The organism is Acidovorax cavernicola (assembly GCF_003581445.1).
The window spans coordinates 1-18800 of sequence record NZ_QXMN01000034.1 but is presented as its reverse complement, the minus strand read 5'-3'; the positions used below and the strand labels follow the sequence as shown (position 1 = coordinate 18800).

General features: G+C 68.1%; 17 protein-coding genes. 11 read left to right on the top strand and 6 right to left on the bottom strand.

All coding sequences use genetic code 11. The annotated features are described in order from the left end of the window. Positions 1–4: 4 nt before the first annotated feature. Together D3H34_RS22775 and D3H34_RS22770 are read right to left on the bottom strand one after the other, a co-directional pair. Complete coding sequence (locus tag D3H34_RS22775) at positions 5–1165, bottom strand: mandelate racemase/muconate lactonizing enzyme family protein (protein WP_119556523.1); 1161 nt, start codon at positions 1163–1165, stop codon at positions 5–7. Further along, entirely contained in the window at positions 1162–1917 is a 756-nt protein-coding gene (locus D3H34_RS22770) for a GntR family transcriptional regulator (RefSeq protein ID WP_119556522.1), read from the bottom strand. Before D3H34_RS22770 ends, D3H34_RS22775 begins: the two co-directional genes overlap by 4 nt. Before the next feature lie 86 nt (positions 1918–2003). On the opposite strand from D3H34_RS22770, the gene D3H34_RS22765 reads away from it, so the two are divergent. From D3H34_RS22765 to D3H34_RS22750, 4 genes are read left to right on the top strand one after another with little or no spacing between them, the layout of a single operon-like run. Continuing rightward, a complete protein-coding gene (locus D3H34_RS22765) occupies positions 2004–2771 on the top strand; it encodes an ABC transporter permease (protein ID WP_119556521.1) in 768 nt (255 codons plus the stop codon). Continuing rightward, positions 2768–3592 carry an ABC transporter ATP-binding protein gene (locus tag D3H34_RS22760; RefSeq protein WP_119556520.1) on the top strand — a complete coding sequence of 275 codons (825 nt, stop codon included), beginning with the start codon at positions 2768–2770 and terminating at the stop codon, positions 3590–3592. The genes D3H34_RS22765 and D3H34_RS22760 overlap by 4 nt, the downstream gene beginning before the upstream one ends. A 39-nt stretch (positions 3593–3631) precedes the next feature. Next, complete coding sequence (locus tag D3H34_RS22755) at positions 3632–4633, top strand: ABC transporter substrate-binding protein (RefSeq protein ID WP_119556519.1); 1002 nt, start codon at positions 3632–3634, stop codon at positions 4631–4633. A gap of 6 nt (positions 4634–4639) precedes the next feature. Further along, positions 4640–6250 carry a GMC family oxidoreductase gene (locus D3H34_RS22750; protein WP_119556518.1) on the top strand — a complete coding sequence of 537 codons (1611 nt, stop codon included), beginning with the start codon at positions 4640–4642 and terminating at the stop codon, positions 6248–6250. 24 nt (positions 6251–6274) lie between these two features. On the opposite strand, the gene D3H34_RS22745 is transcribed toward D3H34_RS22750, so the two are convergent. Both D3H34_RS22745 and D3H34_RS22740 read right to left on the bottom strand, forming a co-directional pair. Beyond that, positions 6275–7306: an alpha/beta fold hydrolase gene (locus tag D3H34_RS22745; RefSeq protein ID WP_119556517.1), complete on the bottom strand. Its 1032-nt coding sequence runs from the start codon at positions 7304–7306 to the stop codon at positions 6275–6277. Positions 7307–7704: 398 nt separating this feature from the next. After that, positions 7705–8445, bottom strand: coding sequence for a response regulator (locus tag D3H34_RS22740; protein WP_119556516.1), 741 nt, complete (start codon positions 8443–8445; stop codon positions 7705–7707). A gap of 212 nt (positions 8446–8657) precedes the next feature. Between D3H34_RS22740 and D3H34_RS22735 the strand changes: the two genes are divergently transcribed. The 3 genes from D3H34_RS22735 to D3H34_RS22725 are packed head-to-tail and all read left to right on the top strand — an operon-like array spanning position 8658 to position 12280. Next, on the top strand, positions 8658–9077 hold the full coding sequence (locus tag D3H34_RS22735) for an organic hydroperoxide resistance protein (RefSeq protein ID WP_119556515.1): 420 nt from the start codon (positions 8658–8660) through the stop codon (positions 9075–9077). 48 nt (positions 9078–9125) lie between these two features. Continuing rightward, complete coding sequence (locus tag D3H34_RS22730; protein WP_119556514.1) at positions 9126–10484, top strand: ATP-binding protein; 1359 nt, start codon at positions 9126–9128, stop codon at positions 10482–10484. A gap of 32 nt (positions 10485–10516) precedes the next feature. Continuing rightward, positions 10517–12280, top strand: coding sequence for a cytochrome c biogenesis protein DipZ (locus D3H34_RS22725; protein ID WP_119556513.1), 1764 nt, complete (start codon positions 10517–10519; stop codon positions 12278–12280). 30 nt (positions 12281–12310) lie between these two features. Here the strand turns inward: D3H34_RS22725 and D3H34_RS22720 are convergent, their stop codons facing one another. Together D3H34_RS22720 and D3H34_RS22715 are read right to left on the bottom strand one after the other, a co-directional pair. Further along, the gene (locus tag D3H34_RS22720) at positions 12311–12562 is read right to left on the bottom strand and encodes a general secretion pathway protein GspL (RefSeq protein ID WP_119556512.1); all 252 of its coding nucleotides are present in this window, start codon (positions 12560–12562) and stop codon (positions 12311–12313) included. A gap of 9 nt (positions 12563–12571) precedes the next feature. After that, positions 12572–12793 (bottom strand): hypothetical protein, encoded by a 222-nt coding sequence (locus D3H34_RS22715; RefSeq protein WP_286186093.1) that lies wholly within the window; start codon positions 12791–12793, stop codon positions 12572–12574. Between the two features lie 398 nt (positions 12794–13191). Between D3H34_RS22715 and D3H34_RS22710 the strand changes: the two genes are divergently transcribed. The 4 genes from D3H34_RS22710 to D3H34_RS22695 form a co-directional block, all read left to right on the top strand. After that, complete coding sequence (locus tag D3H34_RS22710; RefSeq protein WP_119556510.1) at positions 13192–13425, top strand: hypothetical protein; 234 nt, start codon at positions 13192–13194, stop codon at positions 13423–13425. A gap of 254 nt (positions 13426–13679) precedes the next feature. After that, the gene (locus D3H34_RS22705; protein ID WP_119556509.1) at positions 13680–14369 is read left to right on the top strand and encodes a response regulator transcription factor; all 690 of its coding nucleotides are present in this window, start codon (positions 13680–13682) and stop codon (positions 14367–14369) included. Positions 14370–15283: 914 nt separating this feature from the next. Then, complete coding sequence (locus tag D3H34_RS22700; RefSeq protein WP_286186092.1) at positions 15284–15913, top strand: hypothetical protein; 630 nt, start codon at positions 15284–15286, stop codon at positions 15911–15913. Positions 15914–16087: 174 nt separating this feature from the next. Beyond that, the coding region (locus D3H34_RS22695) for a beta strand repeat-containing protein (RefSeq protein WP_119556556.1) at positions 16088–18800 on the top strand (2713 nt) is incomplete at its 3' end.

Here is an 18800-nt window from a genome sequence, read left to right as displayed (position 1 = left end):
GCGGCTAGGTCGCGCTGGCGATCGCGTCGGCAATCCGTGCCGGGTCGGGCTCGACGCCGATGCCGGGCAACTCGCCGAGATCGATCATGCCGTCCTCGATGCGCTGCAGCGGCGGGCTCAGCGCGGTGCGCAGCGGGTTCGGGTTGGCATCGACTTCCAGCATGCCGTCGCCTCCTGCTGCGGCCAGCAGATGGGCCGAGGCGAGCAGGCCGACGCCGGCGCCCAGGTAGTGCGGGCAGTAGCGCAGGCCAGCCGCCTGCGCGCGGCGGACCACCGGCCAGCAGCCCGAGATGCCGCCCCACTTGGCGGCATCGGGCTGCAGCACCGTGAGCACCTGCGCCTGCAGCGCGGCGTCGAAGGCGTCGTCGCCGGCCAGGTTTTCGCCGCCGGCCAGCGCCAGCGGGGTGCTCTGTTGCAGCGTGCGCCATTCGCTCCAGGGGCGGTCCGCGCGCAGCGGTTCTTCGAGCCAGCCGAGCCCGAAGGGCGCGATGCGCGCGGCCATGTGCTGTGCTTGAGCGAGCGACCAGGCCTGGTTGGCGTCGACCATGAGCGGCGTGTCGTTGCCCAGCGCGAGGCGCAGGGCTTCGAGGTTGGCGATGTCGCGTGCCTCGCCGAAGCCGACCTTGAGCTTGAAGGCGCGGTAGCCCTCGGCGCGGCGTTGCAGGGCCAGTTCCTCGGGCCGGTCGGGGTTGAGGCCGCTCGCATACACGGGCACGCGGCCGTGCGTGCCGCCGAGCAGGCGCCACAGCGGCAGGCCGGCGCGCCGGGCGCACAGGTCCCACAGGGCGAGGTCGATGCCGGCGATCGTCTGCGCGATAGGGCCTGGCTCACCCGACTGGATGGCGAGCACGGCGGTGGTATTGCTCAAGTGCGCGAAGGCCGCCTGCGCGCTGTCGAAGGCGCGGCCGACGAGCAGCGGCGCCATGACGGTGTCGAGCAGCCGCGCGCGATGTTCCGCGCCGCAGCCCGGAAAGTTGCACCACACCTCGCCCCAGCCCACGGCACCGTCGGTGTCCTCCACGCGCACGAAGAGCGCGGGGCGGTCATGCATGACGCCGAACGACGTGCGCACGGGTGTCTTCACCGGATAGCGGAACACCATCGCGTCCAGGCGGGCGATGGTCAGGGGCAAGACGGGCAACGAGGGCAGGGCGGCGAGGCTCATGGTTTCAGGTCCATCTCCACATGGATCGCGTCGCCGCGGTAGACCACCTCGCCCAGGTAGATCACCCGGTCGTCGGGGTCGCGGAACACACGGCGCACCTCGGCGACCGGCGCGTTCAGCGGCACGTCGATGAGGCGTGCGACCTCCATGTCGGCGGTGCCGATGGTCAGCACCTGGTGCGCCTTGGCGATCTTCACGCTCTTCATCGAGGTCAGCAGCGGGATCACGGTTTCCTCGCGAAAGCGCTTCGGGCTGCGGCGGAAGATGCGCTCGTCCAGGTGGATGTCGATCACGCAGTACGGCTTGCCGTCGCGCGAGTGCACGCGGCGCATGTAGACGTAGCGCTCGGCCGCCACGCCTTCGCCCGGTCGCAGTGCCGGCGCGGAGGTGGCTTCGTCGATGTTGACGATCTGCGGCTCGGTGTCGCGGTACACGCGCGCCAGCGCGTCCAGCGTGGTGACCACGCTGAGCCAGCGCTCGTTCGAGGGGCGCCCGGTGACGAAGGTGCCGCGCCCCTGCTGCGGCGACACGAGGCCGTCGCGCGCCAGCAGCTCGACGGCCTGGCGCACGGTGACGCGGGCCACGCCGAACTCCGTCACCAGCTCTTCCAGCGAGGGCAGGCGGTGTCCTTCGGGCCAGATGCCGCGCGCGATGCGCTGGCGCAGCAGGTCGGCCACCTGCAGGTAGCGCGGCATGGGGCTGTCGGCATAGCGGGGCGGACCGCCCGCAACCTGTGTCTGGGTTATTTGCATATGTCTAAACGTCTGGTCTATAGTACGACCAAATCACAGAAACAACCATCCCCCGAGGTGCTTCGTTTGACCTGGAGACACGCTTCATGCTGAGCCGGCCGGCGCCGTGGCGCTTTGCGCTGATTCTCGCCCCCTGGGTGGTGCTGCTTCTGCTGTGGTACGCGGTGCGCGCCAGCGGGCTGGTCAACCCGTCGCTGGTGCCGGCGCCGCACGAGGTGGCGGCGCGCTTCGTGCAGCTGCTGCAGGACCGGCTGCTGGCCGACATCTGGATGTCGACGCAGCGCGTGTTCATCGGCGTGGCGCTGGGCACGCTGCTGGCGGTGCCGGTGGGCTTCTGCCTGGGCTGGTACAAGGGGCTGCGCAGCTTCATCGATCCGGTGATCAACTTCTTTCGCGCGCTGCCGCCGATCGCGTTGATCCCGCTGGTCATCGTGTACTTCGGCATCGGCGAAGTGGCCAAGACGGTGATCCTGTTCTACGCCGCTTTCTTCGCCGGCGTGATCGTGATGTACGAAGGCATCGCGCAGATCAGCCCGATCTACATCCGCGTGGCGCGCACGTTGGGCGCAAGCGACCTCGAGATCTTCGGCAAGGTGATCGTGCCGCTCACGGTGCCGCACATCCTGACGGCTGTGCGCGTGGCGCTGGGCGTGGCGTGGGCCACGCTGGTGGCCTCGGAACTCATCGCCGCGCAGCAGGGCCTGGGCGCCTTGATCCAGAACGCCTCGTCCTTCTTCCAGCTCGACATCATCTACGTCGGCATCATCTGCATCGGCTTCATCGCGCTGGCGATGGACCTCGCGCTGCGCGCGATCAGCCGCCGCTTGCTGGCCTGGCAGGACCGCATCGCATGAGCACGCTCGACACAGGCGCCCCGGTGCGCGTTTCCTTCCGCGACGTCTCGGTGGAGTTCCCCACCGCCCAGGGGCCGATGCGCGTGCTCGACCGCGTGTCGCTGGACATCCGCCAGGGCGAGTTCGTCTCGATCATCGGCCCCTCGGGCTGCGGCAAGACCACGCTGATGAACATCCTCGGCGGCTTCGTGCAGCCCGGTTCCGGCGAGGTCCTGCTCGACGGCAAGCCGGTGCGCGGCCCGGGGCCGGACCGCGGCGTGATCTTCCAGGAGTACGGTGTCTTCCCGTGGCTCACCGTGCGGCAGAACATCGCGTTCGGCCTGAAGCTCGCGGGCAACCATGTGCCGAAGGCGGAGCACGAAAGCATCGTCGCGCGCTACATGGGTCTGATGGGGCTGCGCGACTTCGCCGATCACTTCCCCAAGCACCTGTCGGGCGGCATGCGCCAGCGCCTGGCGATCGCGCGCGCCTACGCGGTGCGGCCGCAGTTCCTGCTGATGGACGAGCCCTTCGGCGCTCTCGACGCGCAGACCCGCAGCGCCATGCAGGACCTGCTGCTGGAGGTGCTGCAGACCGAGGACAAGACGGTGATGCTGATCACCCACTCGGTGGAGGAAGCGATCTACCTGTCGTCGCGCATCGTGGTCGTCACCGCGCGGCCGGCGCGCATCCGCACGGTGATCGACGTGCCCTTCGGCTACCCGCGCGCGGAGAACGTGCACGAGGACCCGCGCTTCGGCGAGCTGCGCGCGCAGATCCGCGCGCTCGTCATGGAAGAGTACGCAGCCCAGGCGCGGCAGACCGTGCGGCTGTCCGACTGACACCGACCCCTTTCATCACAGGCACTCCCAGGAGACACCATGGCCATCCAGCGAAGAACCCTCATCCGCGCCGCCGCCGGCGCCGCGGCTGCCGCCACTGCCCTGCCGCTGCTGGCGCAGTCGCGCGCCAAGGTCAAGGTCGGCTACCTGCACACGCCGGCGGTCGACGGCCACATCTGGCTGGGCCAGCAAAGCGGCGCCTTCGCCAAGCAGGGGCTCGACCTGGAGCTGGTGCAGTTCACCACCGGGCTCGAACTCTTCCAGGCCATGATCGGCGGCAGCCTCGATGTGCTGGCCACCGGCGCGGTGCTGTCGAACTTTCCGGCGCGCGGGCAGGGCAAGGTCTTCCTGCTGAACAACATCGAGTACGCGACCGCGCAGCTGTGGGTGCGCGGCGACGCCGGCATTGCCACGCTCGCCGACCTCAAGGGCAAGCAGATCGCCACCACCACCGGCACCACCGCCCACGTGTTCCTCGACCGCGCGCTGCGCTCGGCGCAGCTCGATCCGGCACGCGACGTGCGCATCGTCAACCAGCGCATGGCGGAAGCCGTCACCTCCTTCATCTCGGGCGCGGTGCCCGCCGTGGCGCTGTGGTCGCCGTTCGACACCACGGTGCGCCAGAAGGCGGCCGGCGCGCGCAAGCTGATCGATGCCTCGGCCTTCTTCCCGCAGGCGGCCATCATGGGCGGCTGGGCCGCGCGCAACGACTACTACGAGAAGAACAAGGCCACGCTGCGCAAGCTGGTGGCGGCCTGGGTGCCGGTGAACGACCACATCGTCAACAACCCCGACGCCGCCGCCGAGGCGCTGCAGAAGGCGCAGTACAAGGAAGTGCCGCTGGCCGAGTTCAAGGAGCAATTCAAGGCCTCCAAGTACTACAGCTCGCCCGACTGGCGCGTGAAGTACGCCGACGGCACCGCCACGCGCTGGCTGCAGCAGGTGACCGACTTCTTCGTGCAGAACGCCAGCATCGCCAATGCGGTGAAGGCAGAGCAGTACTTCGATCCGTCGATCTTCAACGAGGTGGTGAAGGCGTGATGCGGCATGCAGGCTGAAGGCGGCTGGGACTACATCGTCGTCGGCGCCGGCTCGGCCGGCTGCGTGCTGGCCAACCGGCTCAGCGCCGACGGCACTCGCCGCGTGCTGCTGCTGGAAGCGGGCGGCACGGGCGGCAACTTCTGGCTGCGGCTGCCGGTGGGCTATTTCCGCTCGATCTACGACACGCGCTTCTCGTGGCAGTTCGATGTGGAGCCGCAGGCGCAGACGGCGCACCGCCGCATCGTCTGGCCGCGCGGACGCGTGCTGGGCGGCTCCAGCGCCATCAACGGGCTGCTCTACATCCGTGGCCAGCATGCCGACTTCGACGACTGGGCCCGCCTGGGCGCGACCGGCTGGGGCTACCGCGACGTGCTGCCGTACTTCCGAAAGTCAGAGCGCTACGCGGGCGGCGAAAGCGACTACCACGGCGCTTCGGGCGAGCTGTGCGTCTCCGACCTGCGCAACGACCACCCGTACTGCGCGGCGTGGCTCGCGGCCGGCGCGCAGGCGGGCTTTCCGTCCAGCGCGGACTTCAACGGCGCGCAGGACGAAGGCCTGGGCGCCTACCAGCTCACGATCGGCGGCCACTGGCGCTGCGACGCGGCGACGGCCTTCCTGAAGCCCGCACGCCGACGCGCGAACCTGCAGGTGCGCACCGGCGTGCAGGTCACGCGCGTGCTGATCGAAAACGGCCGCGCCGTCGGCGTGCAGTGGCTGCAGGACGGCCGTCCGCACGAGGCCCGCGCCGACGCCGAGGTGGTGCTGTCGGCAGGCGCATTGCAGAGCCCGCAGCTGCTGCAGCTCTCGGGCATCGGCCCGGCCGCGATGCTGCGCGCGCACGGCATCGACGTGCAGGTCGACGCGCCCGGCGTCGGCGCCAATCTGCAGGACCACTACCAGGCGCGCGTGATCGTCAAGCTGCGCCACAGGATGTCGCTCAACGACCAGGTGCGCAGCCCGCTGGGGCTGGCGCGCATGGGCTCGCAATGGCTGTTCGGCCAGCGCGGCCCGCTCACCGTGGGGGCCGGGCAGGTCGGTGGCATGGTGCGCACCGCGGTCGCGAAGGACGCGCGCGCCGACGTGCTCTTCAACGTGATGCCGCTGTCGGTCGACAAGCCCGGCGATCCGTTGCATCGCTTCTCGGGCTTTTCAGCCTCGGCCGCGCAATGCCGGCCCGAGTCGCGGGGCAGCGTGGGGCTGCGTTCGGCCGATCCGCTGGCGCCGCCGCGCATCGTCTCCAACTACCTCACCGAGCCGCACGATGTGAAGGTGCTGGTCGAGGGGCTGAAGATGCTGCGCGAGATCTACCAGCAACCCGCGTTCCGCGACTTGGTGACGGGCGAGGAATACCTGCCCGGCAATGCGACGCGCAGCGACGCGGCGCTGGCGCAGTTCGCGCGCGAAAAGGGCGGCACCGTGTTCCACCCCGTCGGCACCTGCCGCATGGGCGAGGACGACGGCGCGGTCGTCGACGCGTCGCTGCGCGTGCGCGGTGTCGACGGCCTGCGCGTGATCGACGCGTCGGTGATGCCCACCATGACCTCGGCGAACACCAACGCGGCGGCCATCATGATCGGCGAGAAGGGCGCCGACCTGCTGCTGGGCCGCGCCGGCTGACGCGCTGCGGGGCCGGGGCGGCTCTCACCCGCGCGCCACGTCGAGCACCGCCTGCGCGAACGCCTCGGGCGCTTCCTGCGGCAGGTTGTGGCCGATGCCACCGCTGACGAGCCGGTGCTCGTAGCGCCCCGAGAACTTCTTCGCGTACGCGGCGGGCTCGGGGTGCGGCGCACCGTTGGCGTCGCCTTCGAGCGTGATCGTCGGCACGCCGATCACCGGTGCCTGAGCCAGCCGGTTCTCGAGTGCCTGGTACTTCGCCTCGCCCTCGGCCAGGCCGAGGCGCCAGCGGTAGTTGTGCACGGTGATCGCCACGTGGTCGGGGTTCTCGAAGGCCACGGCACTGCGCTCGAAGGTGGCGGCGTCGAAGTTCCACTTCGGCGAGGCGAGCTGCCAGATGAGTTTGGCGAAGTCGTGGCGGTTCTTCTCGTAGCCCGCGCGGCCGCGCTCGGTCGCGAAGTAGTACTGGTACCACCATTGCAGCTCGGCCTGCGGCGGCAGGGGCGCGTTGCCGGCCTCCTGGCTGCCGATGAGGTAGCCGCTGACCGACACCAGCGCCTTCACGCGCTGCGGCCACAGCGCGGCCATGATGCACGCGGTGCGCGCGCCCCAGTCGCAGCCGGCCACGGTGGCGGCGGAGATCTTCAGCGCATCCATCAACGCGATGATGTCGACGGCGACCGCCGACTGCTGCCCGTTGCGCGGCGTGTCCGCCGACAGGAAGCGGGTGGTGCCGTAGCCGCGCAGGTACGGCACGATGACACGAAAGCCCGCGGCGGCCAGCCGCGGTGCGACGTCGACGAACATGTGGATGTCGTAGGGCCAGCCGTGCAGAAGGATCACCGGTGCGCCGTCGGCCGGCCCGGCCTCGTGGTAGCCGATGCGCAGGCTGCCGGCCTCGATGCTGCGCAGCGGTTCGAGGCGCCGGGCGCTGCCTGCGGCGGCCGCTGCGGCGGATTGGGCGAAGGCGGGAACGATCGATGTCAGCTGTGTGGCGGCGAGGCCGAGGGCCGCCTTGCCGAGGAACGAGCGGCGTGGCAGCAGAGGGGAAGCGGTCATGGAAATCTCCTGGAATTCGAGGGGGGCCAGCCCGATCGCATGGGCGCTTCGAGCTGACGGCGCGATTGTTCGGCGAGGTGATCGCTCGTTGATCGGCTTGTGTATGCCTCTGTATCCGGGCGGGTTCCGGCCACACTAAATTTCAATCGAAGGGGCTCGAGGCGGCCTCGATGAAACGTGCTGTGTCGAGGGCGGGCCGCGATACACAGGCATACGCAATGCCTGCTGTCGCGCTGGCGGGCGGCCAACAATCCGCCCGTCGTCCACTCATTGCCCGAAGGAAACTCCCATGACGCGTGCTCGCGGATTCAGGAAGCTCTGGTTCGCCCTGCTGTTCCTCGCGGGCGGGCTGGCGCACGAGGTGCGCAACCCGACCCAGTGCCAGAGCGTGGCGTCGGTCAGTCTCTCGCTTCGACCGACGAAGCGAGGACGTAGCCTTCGCTGCGCACGGTCTTGATGTAGCGCGGCTCGCGCGCGTCGTCGCGCAGGCGCTGGCGCAGGCGGCTCACGAGCAGGTCGATGGAACGCTCGAAGAGCTCGGCGTCGCGGCCCTGCGTGAGGCCGAGCAGCTGGTCGCGGCTGAGCACCTTTTGCGGATGGTCGAGGAACACGCGCAGCAGCCGGTATTCGGCGCCGCTGAGCGCCACCATCACGCCGGCCTCGTCGATCAGGTGGCGCGCCACCGTGTCGACCTGCCATTCCCCGAACCACAGCTTCTGCGAGGGCTCGACAGCGCCCATGTTGGGCGGCAGCATGCGCGTGCGCCGCATCACGGCGCGGATGCGCGCCAGCAGTTCGCGCGCGGAAAAGGGCTTGGCCAGGTAGTCGTCGGCGCCCATCTCCAGGCCCAGGATACGGTCGGCTTCCTCGCTGCGCGCGGTCAGCATGAGGATGGGCGTGGCCTTGTACTTGCCGGTGCGCAGGTCGCGGCACAGCGTGAGCCCGTCTTCGCCGGGCAGCATCAGGTCCAGGATGATCAGGTCGAAGGGGCCCGAGGCTTCGAGCGCGGCGCGCATGTGGCGCCCGGTGGGCACCGCGACCACGCGCAAGCCGTTCTTCACCAGGTAGGTGGTGAGCAGTTCGCGGATGTCCCGGTCGTCGTCGACGATGAGGATGTGGTCGGAGGTCTTGGGCGTCATGGCAGCAGGGTGGGCAGTGGCAGCAAGGGAGGGCGGCGCGCCGGGCGCCGCAGCCGCAATGTAGCCTTCCGGCGGCGCGCGGGCCGTCGCCGTTGAAACGTAGTGTGTGGGTTTCCGGCGCAGATACACAGGCATACAAGAAGCGATCCGGCAGGGGGAAGGCGGCCCAACAATCCGTCCGTTTTCCAACCACCCTGTACCGAAGGAACCCCATGACCCGCATCGACAAAGTCCTCTACACCGGCAAGACCCGCACCTCCTCGGGCGGCCGCGACGGCCAGGCGCGCAGTGACGACGGCCGCCTGGACATCCAGCTCTCGTCGCCCGGCAGCGCCGGCAGCGGCACCAACCCCGAGCAGCTGTTCGCGGCCGGCTGGTCGGCCTGCTTCATCGGCGCGATGGGCAAGGCGGCCGGCAGGATGAAGGTCGCGCTGCCGCCCGACCTGGCCGTCGATGCCGAGGTCGACCTGGGCACGGCAGGCAGCGAATACTTCCTGCAGGCGCGCCTGAACGTGAGCCTGCCGGGCCTGGACCGCGACGTGGCGCAGGCCCTCACCGAAGCTGCGCACCAGACTTGCCCCTATTCCAAGGCCACCCGAGGCAACATCGACGTTGCCATCCACCTGGTGTGAGCCCGCTGCGCTGACGCATCGCCACGCCGCCTGACGAAGAAGCTGTCCATGTCCACTTCCGCGAACCCCGTTGCAAACCCGGCCACTGCCGCGCCGCGCTGGCGCCGGCTGCTGCCCGGCTCGCTGTTCTCCCGCGTGACGCTGATCATCGTGGTGGGCCTGGCGATCGCGCAGCTGCTGACCTTCGCGGCGATCCGCTACGAGCGGAACATGGCGCTTCGCGAGCTCATGATGATCGGCATCGAGCGCGACATCGCGAGCTCGGTCGCCATTCTCGACCGGCTTCCCGCGACGGAGCGCGCCGGCTGGCTCGATCGGCTGGAGCGGCGCAACTACCGCTTCGTGCTGGGCGGCCATGCGCAGGGCGGCGAGCCCGGCTCGCAGGCGTCGCGGCAGTTCGCCGCGGCCATCGTCGATGCGCTGCGCCCGTTCCAGGTCGTCAAGGTCGGCGAGGTGGCCTGGCCGCCCGAGGGCCTGCAGATCGAGGTGCGGCTGGGCGACGGTGCGTCCGTGGTCGTGCATGCCATGCGCGTGGGCATGCCGGTGTCGGGCTGGGTGATGTGGCTGCTGGCGGTCCAGCTGCTGGTGCTGGCCGTGTGCGCCTGGGTGGCGGTGCGGCTGGTGACGCGGCCGCTCGCGCAGCTGTCCGAGGCGGCCGACCAGCTCGGGCCCGACCTGAAGAGCCACGCGCTGGCGGAAGAGGGCCCCACCGAGGTGGCGCACGCGGCGCGCGCCTTCAATGCCATGCAGCAGCGCATCGCCGGCTACATGGCGGAGCGCGTCGAGATCCTTGCGGCCATCTCGCACGACCTGCAGACGCCCATCACGCGGATGCGCTTGCGCACCGATCTGATGGACGACACGCACGACCGCGAGAAATTCCGCCAGGACCTGGACGCGATGCACTCATTGGTGCGCGAAGGCGTGACCTATGCGCGCACGCTCCACGGCGCCACCGAGCCGCCGCTGCGCATCGACGCCGACGCGCTGTTCGAGAGCATGGTGGCCGACTACGAAGACACGGGCCATCAAGTGCGGCTTGAAGGCCGGGCCGGCGCACCCATCGTGAGCCGCCCGAATGCGCTGCGCCGCATCCTGATGAACCTGATCGACAACGCGCTGAAGTTCGGCACCGACGTGACGCTGCGCGTGCAGGCCGGCGACCAACGCCTGGTGGTGAGCGTGCTCGACAACGGCCCGGGAATTCCGCCCGACGAACTCGACGCCGTGCTCAAGCCCTTCTACCGCGTCGAGAGTTCGCGCAACCGCAGCACCGGCGGCACCGGCCTGGGCCTGGCCATCGCGCACCAGCTGGCCATGGCCATGGGCGCGGAACTCACGCTGCACAACCGCGCCGAAGGCGGGCTCGAGGCGCGGCTTGCCGTGCTCACGGCGCCTGCGGCCTGAACCCCCTGGACCCCCTGGACCTTTCACACACCATGCTCATCCTCTTCATTGCCTACTTGGGCGGGGTGCTCACGATCCTGAGCCCCTGCATCCTGCCGGTGCTGCCCTTCGTGTTCGCGCGTGCCGACCGGCCGTTCCGCTCGCACGGCCTGCCGATGCTGGCCGGCATGGCGCTGGCCTTTGCCGTCGTGGCCACGCTGGCAGCGGTGGGCGGCGGCTGGATCGTCACGCTCAACGAATACGGGCGCTACGCCGCCATGGGCCTGCTCGCGCTGTTCGGTGCGACGCTGCTGTTCCCGCGCGTGGCCGAACGTCTGAGCCGGCCGCTGGTGGCGATGGGTCTTCGCATGTCGGGTGCGGGGCAGGCTTCCGCGTTTTCGCCGCTGTGGCTGGGTGTGGGCACGGGCCTGCTCTGGGCGCCTTGCGCAGGGCCGATCCTCGGGCTGATCCTGACGGGCGCGGCGCTCAACGGCGCGAGCGTCGGCACCTCGCTGCTGCTGCTCGCCTACGCGGCCGGTGCGTGCACCTCGCTTGCGATGGCGCTCCTGTCCGGCGGCCGGCTGCTCTCGGCCCTGCAGCGCACGCTGCCGACCGGCGAATGGGCGCGCCGCGCCGCGGGTGCGGCGGTGCTGGCAGGCGTGGGCGCCATCGCGCTGGGGCTGGACACCGGATGGCTTGCGCGCCTGTCGCTGGGCACCACGTCGACGCTGGAGCAAGCGCTGGTGGACACGCTCCGGAAAGACGCGCCACAAGCGCAGCGCGAAGACACGGGTTTCATGCGCGTCTCGGACACCCGCCCGGCCCCGGTGCCCGCGCGCGACCTGCGCGTCGAGGGCCGCCTGCCTTCGCTGGCCGGCGCGACCGGGTGGATCAACTCGGCACCGCTCACGCCCGAGGCCTTGCGCGGCAAGGTGGTGCTGGTCGACTTCTGGACCTACTCGTGCATCAACTGCCTGCGCACGCTGCCCTACGTTCGCGCGTGGGCCGACAAGTACAAGGACGCGGGCCTGGTCGTCATCGGCGTGCACTCGCCGGAGTTCGCCTTCGAGAAGAACCCGGCCAACGTGCGCAGGGCCGTGAAAGACCTGGGCATCGGGTTCCCGGTGGCGCTGGACAACGATTTCGCCATCTGGCGCGGCTTCGACAACCAGGCCTGGCCCGCGTTCTACTTCGTCGATGCGCAAGGGCGCATCCGCCATCACCAGTTCGGCGAGAACCGCTACGACAAGGCCGAGCAGGTCATCCAGCAACTGCTGGCCGAGGCCGGGCAAGCGGACAAGACCCATGCCGGGCTGGTGGCGCCGCTGGGGCAGGGCACGCAGGCCGCGCCCGGCGCCGAGCCGGCGCAGTCCGGCGAAACCTACCTGGGCCATGCACGCACACACGGCTTCGCGTCGCCCGGCGGCATCGCGCGCGACCGTGCGAAGGCTTACGAACCGGCTGCGTCATCGCTGCGCACCAACCAGTGGGCACTGGGGGGCGACTGGACCGTGGAGGCCGAGCGTGCCGTGCTGAACCATGCGGACGGCCGCATCGCCTACCGTTTCAAGGCGCGCGACCTGCACCTCGTGCTGGGGCCGGCGGCCGATGGCAAACCGGTGCGCTTCACGGTGCGGGTGGACGGCCAGCCGCCGCTGGCGGATCACGGCGCCGACACCGATGCGCAAGGCCGCGGCGTGGTCGATGCGCAGAAGCTCTATCAGCTGGTGCGGCAGGCGTCGGGCGGCAGGGAGCGGCTGTTCGAGATCGAGTTTCTCGACGCCGGCGCGCAGGCCTACGCGTTCACTTTCGGCTGAGCGCCGACGCGGCCCGGGCGGTCGCCGGGGTCAGGGCGTGAGGAGCGCCGCGTTGGCGGCCCGGCAGGCATCGGCCTCCTGGCGCGAGACCATCGCGAAGCAGCGGGCCTCGGCCTCGCGCGCCACGGCTTCGCGGGATTGCCGCTCCTGGGCGGATTCCACCTGCAGCTCGACCAGCCACTTCATGAGCAGCGCCATCACGATCAGCAACACGACCGATGCGGCAAGCAAGGTCGTGCGCCAGCTGTGGACGCGGAAGACGGAGGCGTTGGATGTGCTCATGGCGTCCCCTCAGCTCGACAGCTGCGGAAAGATCCAGATGCTCATGCCGAGCACCACGCCCGCGCCCAGCGACATGGCCGCCGCGGTCGCGAACAGGCAGGCCACGACCAGGCTCGGCACGACCACCGACATGCTCAGGAACACGACGGCGACAAGCACGTAGGCCAGCACGGGCAGCAGCGCGAGGTAGGTCGACCGTTGGGGGGCGGCCGGCAGTTCGTCGGGACTCATGTCACGCAGAAACGGGTTCAGCATGGCGAGTCAGCGGCCGGGGCCTCGAAGCGCAGGCGCGCGCATCGCGGTGGCGATCGTGGATGTGTTCATGGGGCTCCCTGCGGTGATTGTTTTCTTGCCCGTCGCACCGGCCTTGGCCGAGTGCACACGATGCAATGGGCAGGACGATAGTTGCGTCGTTAACAATCACACAGGGAAATGCGCACATTTGTCAGAAATGTGTGCGCGACACAGCGAGTCTCCGTGCGAATGTGCGCAGTACTTCACGCCCGTGCGGCGCCGCGCTGCCGAGGTTCGATGGAAGACCTCTTGCGAATTGCGAATTTGCGGATCGCGAACCGTCTGGGCGTCTCGCCGCCTCCTTGTCAGGTGTTCATGTGCAAGGAGCCTGTCTCATGTGTTCTCTTTCCATCACCTGGCACCTGCTGCGCGGCGCAGGTGCCCTCGCGCTCATCGCGATGGCCGTGCTGCTGTCGCAGGAGCATCCATGGATCGCACCGCCCGCCATCGTCGGGGCCTTGTTGCTGTTGCGCGGTTGCCCGATGTGCTGGCTTGTCGGGCTGCTCGAAAGGCTGTCCGCGCGCAAGACGCAAACTGCGTCCGATACCACTTCCCAGAGGGTTTCCTGAGCTTCGATCCTCCTGGAATGGAAGGTCGATCCAGGATTTGCTAGACCCGTTTGGAGGGGTTGTCACCCCGCCAATGTGAGTTTGTTTGCACACTTTCCCGAAAAAACGGACCTACCTGTTTCCGTTGGTCAAATCCCGGCACTTTTCCCTATCAACTGTTGATGAACGTTAATACATTCCACTCCATTGAGAGGCAGGTGGGGCGATGAACAAGGGAGCCGAAGGTGGATAGGTTGGAACAGAAGAACTGTCGAGTGGTGGTGTTGACCGATTCGGGCGAAGAGATCGACTGGCTGCGCAGCCGGTTGAAGGACGCCGGTTTCAACCCGGTGTGTGTCGTGAACGAGGAAGACCTGCTGGAGGCCGCATCGATGCCGGGCGTCGGGCTGTTCCTCCTGATGGGCGAGGTGCTGGAGCGCGCATTGCCCGAGGTGCTCTTCGGTCTCAGCGCGAGCCGCGCGTCCACGGCGCCGGTGATGGCCCTGGCCCGCTCGCGCGCCGTGCTGGAAGCGCCGCGCGTCTCGGTGTTCGATGTCGACGATTTCCTGGTGAGTCCGTGGAATGCGGACGACGTGATCGCGCGGGTGTCGGCGCTGTGCGGCACGAAGTCCATGCGAAGAAGCGCCAAGCCGCACAGCCTCTACGGCTTTCAGCTCGTGCGCAGCCGCCTGGCCGTCGAGTACGCGAGCAAGGAAGCCATCCTGACGCCGAGCGAGTTCGAAATCGCGCGGATGCTGGTGCGCTATCTCGACACGCCCGTGTCGAGACAGCAATTGCCTCAGGGATTCCGCAGAAGTGAAGAGCAGGGCGCCAGCCGCTCGCTGGACGCGCTGGTGTCCCGGGTGCGCAAGAAGCTCGAGTCGATCGTGGCGGGTGAATTCCGGGTCCGCTCGCTCTACGGGGTGGGCTACACCCTGGAGCGCGCGAACAGGCGCGGCGAGTGAATCCGCGCGGGTGCCCGCACCCGCTGCTTTCCTGAAGATGTGACGAACGCGAGCGCCTGAGGCGGCCTCGCGGGCGCGTCCGTGGGCGCGCGTTTCACCTGAAAAACAGGTGCTCCCTCATCCGGCCGCGAATTGAGCCGGTATTCCAAAAAAACGACAAATGAATTTCGGCCCGGTGAGCCGGTGCGGATGGGCTTGATTTGAATCAGGGGCCATCGCGCGGTCATGCCTGTTGCGTGTGATTTATTACCGAAAAGATGAATGGTTTTTGAATTTGGTGGAGCCGGCTGTCAACCGCTGTGAAGCCGGTAATTGGAATGTTGTTCTGTCAAATCGAGAAACTCAATCAATGTATCCATGTAAATGTAAATTGAGTTTCACGAATCGCTGGAGACGCTAGTTTTCGGCTTCTTTGTCTCGCCGAGATCTGTGAGGCTTGGGTCGAGCGAATCCATGATTCTGAGAAATTTTCCAACTGCATCAACTACTTGGGTGATCGCTTGGCGGGCGATAGGGCGTATGGGTAATTGCAAATCCATTCACATTTCGGCTGCTTCGAAGATTTACATACTCATTCACAGTCGTTAACTTTCGAAGACCCGTCGTGACATTTTCACGAAAGATCTGGCGATTGAGAGGCGCCGAAAGAACAGCTCAGATTGCTTTTGTAAACATTTCGAAAATAATATGAACGTGGTAACTGGCTCATTGAAGCGCCCGAAAAGTCGGGCTTCACATGAGGTTTTGGGTTGACATCGGGGTGTTCGCGAAAGCCTTCGATGTCGTTGTGTCAGTGGCGTGTAGCAGGTGGCTGGGAAATGGCGTCGAACGCCAGTTCCGGAGGCCACGGGTCAAGTTCCTTGACCTTTGTGTGGCCTCGGTCTGGCTTTGAAGCTGTTTTTTAGGAGTTATTCATGTCTATCGGAAATTCGTCTCCCTTGAATTCATTCGTCTCGCCGGTCGTCCGGCTCACCGTTCGCCTGGGCCTGGGCCTCGGCGTGGCCATGACCCTGGGGCTGGGTGGCCTGGCCGCCGCGCAGGGCACGCAAGCCGCCCCCGCGCCCACCGAGGCCGCGCAGAAGAAGACCGTGGCGGTCGTGCTGACGCAGGCCAAGGTCGTCAAGGACGCGCAGGGCAAGGAGCAACTGGTGGCGGCCGATTCGGTCAAGCCGGGCGACGTGCTCGAGTACACGGCGACCTACACCAATCACACGGGCAAGGCCGTCACCGGCCTGGTGGCCAACCTGCCGATCCCTGAAGGGCTCGAGTACCTGCCCAAGACCGCCAAGCCCGGCGCGACGTTGGTCAAGGCAGCGACCAAGGACGGCGCGTTCGCCGCCGAGCCGCTGGCACGCACCGTCAACGGCAAGAGCGAAGCGGTTCCGTACAACGAATACCGCTCGCTGCGCTGGACGCTGGGCCAGCTGCCGGCCAACGGCTCGGCCGCGGTGACCGCGCGCGCCAAGGTCGAGACGGTGGTGCCGCCCGCACCTGCAGCAGCTGCTGCTGGCGAACCGCAGAAGGTGGCGCGCATCGCGCCCTGAGTTCCCGGTGCTGACGGCCGTCGGCGGCACTGAGCCGCCCTGACGGCCGGATCTCTTTTTCCAAACCCCGTTGGTTTTTCCATTGCCGGTTTCCGTTCGCGGAAATCCCCGGCCGGGGTGAGTTCGTCCTTTTTTTTGACCTTTTTCTGACCCCAACCCCGAGGAGAAAACCAAGTGACCCCTACCTTGTCTGCCCGTCGCACCGGCCCCGCGCCGCGCGCGCTCTGGGCGGGCGCAGCAGCCCTGACGCTGAGCTTCCTTTTTGGAAGTTCCGGCGCGCTCGCTGCGGCACCACCCGCCAACACCATCATCGGTAACCAGGCTTCGGCGACGTACCTGGATCCGAACGGCGCCAGCCAGCTGGCCACCTCCAACCTCGTGCAGACGACGGTGCAGCAGGTCGGCTCGTTCAACCTGGACACCTACACCACCGTGACGACCAACGTGGTCAACACGAAGACCGGCGCTGCAGGCACGACCGTGTACGCACCGCACGTGCTGACCAACACCGGCAACGGCAGCGACACGTTCACGCTGAGCGTGGCCGCACCGGCCAGCCCGAATGGCTTCACCAAGGTCGAAGTGTTCGCCGACGCGAATGCGGACGGCGTGCCTGACAGCACGACCGCACTGTGCTCGGTCGTTCCGGGCGCGGTCTGTAATGTCCCGGCCCAGACGGTGGCAGGCGGCAACGGCACGTTCCCCTTCGTTGTCGCGTACTCGATCCCGAGCACCGCATCGTCGAGCACGTTCACCTCGCCGGTCGCTGCGACCATCACGGCCACCGCAGGCACGCCGGCGCTGTACGCACCGGCCAACCTGACGGCAGCCGACGTCGACAACGTGAACCTCACGGACAAGGCGGCCTTCAATGCCACCAAGAGCCTGAGCGTTCCGTCGGTCGCCTGGTCCGCCAATGGCGGCACCTGGCCCGCGGCTTCGGTGAGCGGTCCGCGCTCGGTCGCAGGTTGCGCGGCTACCACCACGGCTGCTGGCGCGCCCGCGGCAGGTTGCGTCTACACCACCTACACGTTGAAGTTCAACAACACGGGTGGCGCGGTCGGCCGGTTCGCCTTGACGGACACGCTGCCTGCAGGCTTCACGTACGTCCCCGGTTCCGCGGTCTGGAGCAACGCCCCCGGCGTCGCGCTCACGGATGCGGCAGCGGGCGACACGGCCGGGATCGATTTCAGCGCCGCTGGAAACGACCTGACCGTCGTCGTGAACGCACTGCAGCCGAACGTCACGCAGACGGTGAGCTTCGTGGTGATGGTCAACAACACGGCGGCCATCGGCACGTCGACCACGACCAACACCGCCAAGTACAACCCCGTCGACGCACCGGGTGCCACCTCGACGACGCCTGGCGCGACGAACTCGCCGACCAACCCGGCGAGCTACAACGTCATCGGCACCTTCGGCATCGTGCTCGGCTCCGCCAGCGGCAGCCCGACCACCTCGCTGGACACGGCAGTGGGCAACCCCAACACGACCGCAGCCGACACGACGACTGTCGCCAGCGCGGCCATGGGTGCCACGGTGAAGTTCACGCAGACGGTGTTCAACGTCGGCAATGCGCCGGACGTCGTGAACCTGACGGCGGCCCTGGGCACGTTCCCGGCCGGCACGACCTTCAAGTTCTTCGCCGCCGACGGCGTGACGCCGCTGATCGACAACAACAGCGACGGCATTCCCGACACCGGCCCGGTCGCGGCCAATGGCAGCGTGCAGTTCGTGCTCGCCGCCACCCTGCCGTCGCCCGGCACGCTGCCCACCGGTCCGTTCAGCGCGATCGTGACGGGTACCTCGACGGGCGACAGCACGAAGACGGAATCCACCCGCGACACCCTGACCGCCATGATCGGCGTGCTGGTCGACCTGACCAACACGGCCACCGGTAACGGCACGGCAGGCAACACCGGCAACGGCGACGTGGGCACGGGCCCGAGCCCGCAGCCGACGACCACCAACACGACCGCTGCCGGCACCGGCACGATCTTCACGCTGTTCGTCAAGAACAACGACACGGTGGCCAACACCTACAGCCTGGCGGCGAGCCAGACCAACAGCTTCCCGGGCAGCCTGCCCGCGGGCTGGACCGTCAAGTTCGTGGCGGCGGGTGGCACCTGCACGGGCGCAGCGATCACCACGGTGAACGTTGCGGCCAACGCCCAGACGCCGGTCGATGCCTGCGTGACGCCGCCTGCCACGCAGACGCCTGTCACCGGCCAGCTGGTGTACTTCCAGGTGCGTTCCACCATCGTGACTTCGACGGGCGCCGTGGCGATCGACACGAAGACCGATGCCGTGACCGTGACGCAATCCGTGACCTACGGTGCGACGCTGACGCCGAACAACAACGGCCAGATCGCCCCCGGCGGCTCGGTCGTGTACGCCCACACGCTGACCAACACCGGCACGCAAAGCTGCGCAGGTCCGTACACCGTGGCGGCCACGCTGCCCGCGGCGGACGTGACGGCAGGCTGGACGACGGCGCTGTACATCGACGTGAACGGCGATGGCCAGATCGACGGCGGCGATACGCTGGTGACCGGTCCGATCGCGGGCCCGCTGCTCGCGAACGGCACGCAGAAGCTGCTCGTCAAGGTGTTCGCACCGGGCGGCGCATCGGCTGGCGCCGTGGACACGGCCACCGTCACGGTGACCTTCCCCGCAGGTCCCACCTCGTGCGGTACGCCCTCGGCCACCGACGTGACCACTGTCATCACGGGCCAGATGCGTCTCGTGAAGACCCAGGCACTGGACACGAACTGCGACGGCACCGAGGTCCCGTCCTCGTCGGCTCCGCTGGTCGCCAAGCCCGGTGAGTGCATCGTGTACCGCGTCGTTGCCACCAATGAAGGCGCCGCTCCGGTGACCAACATGT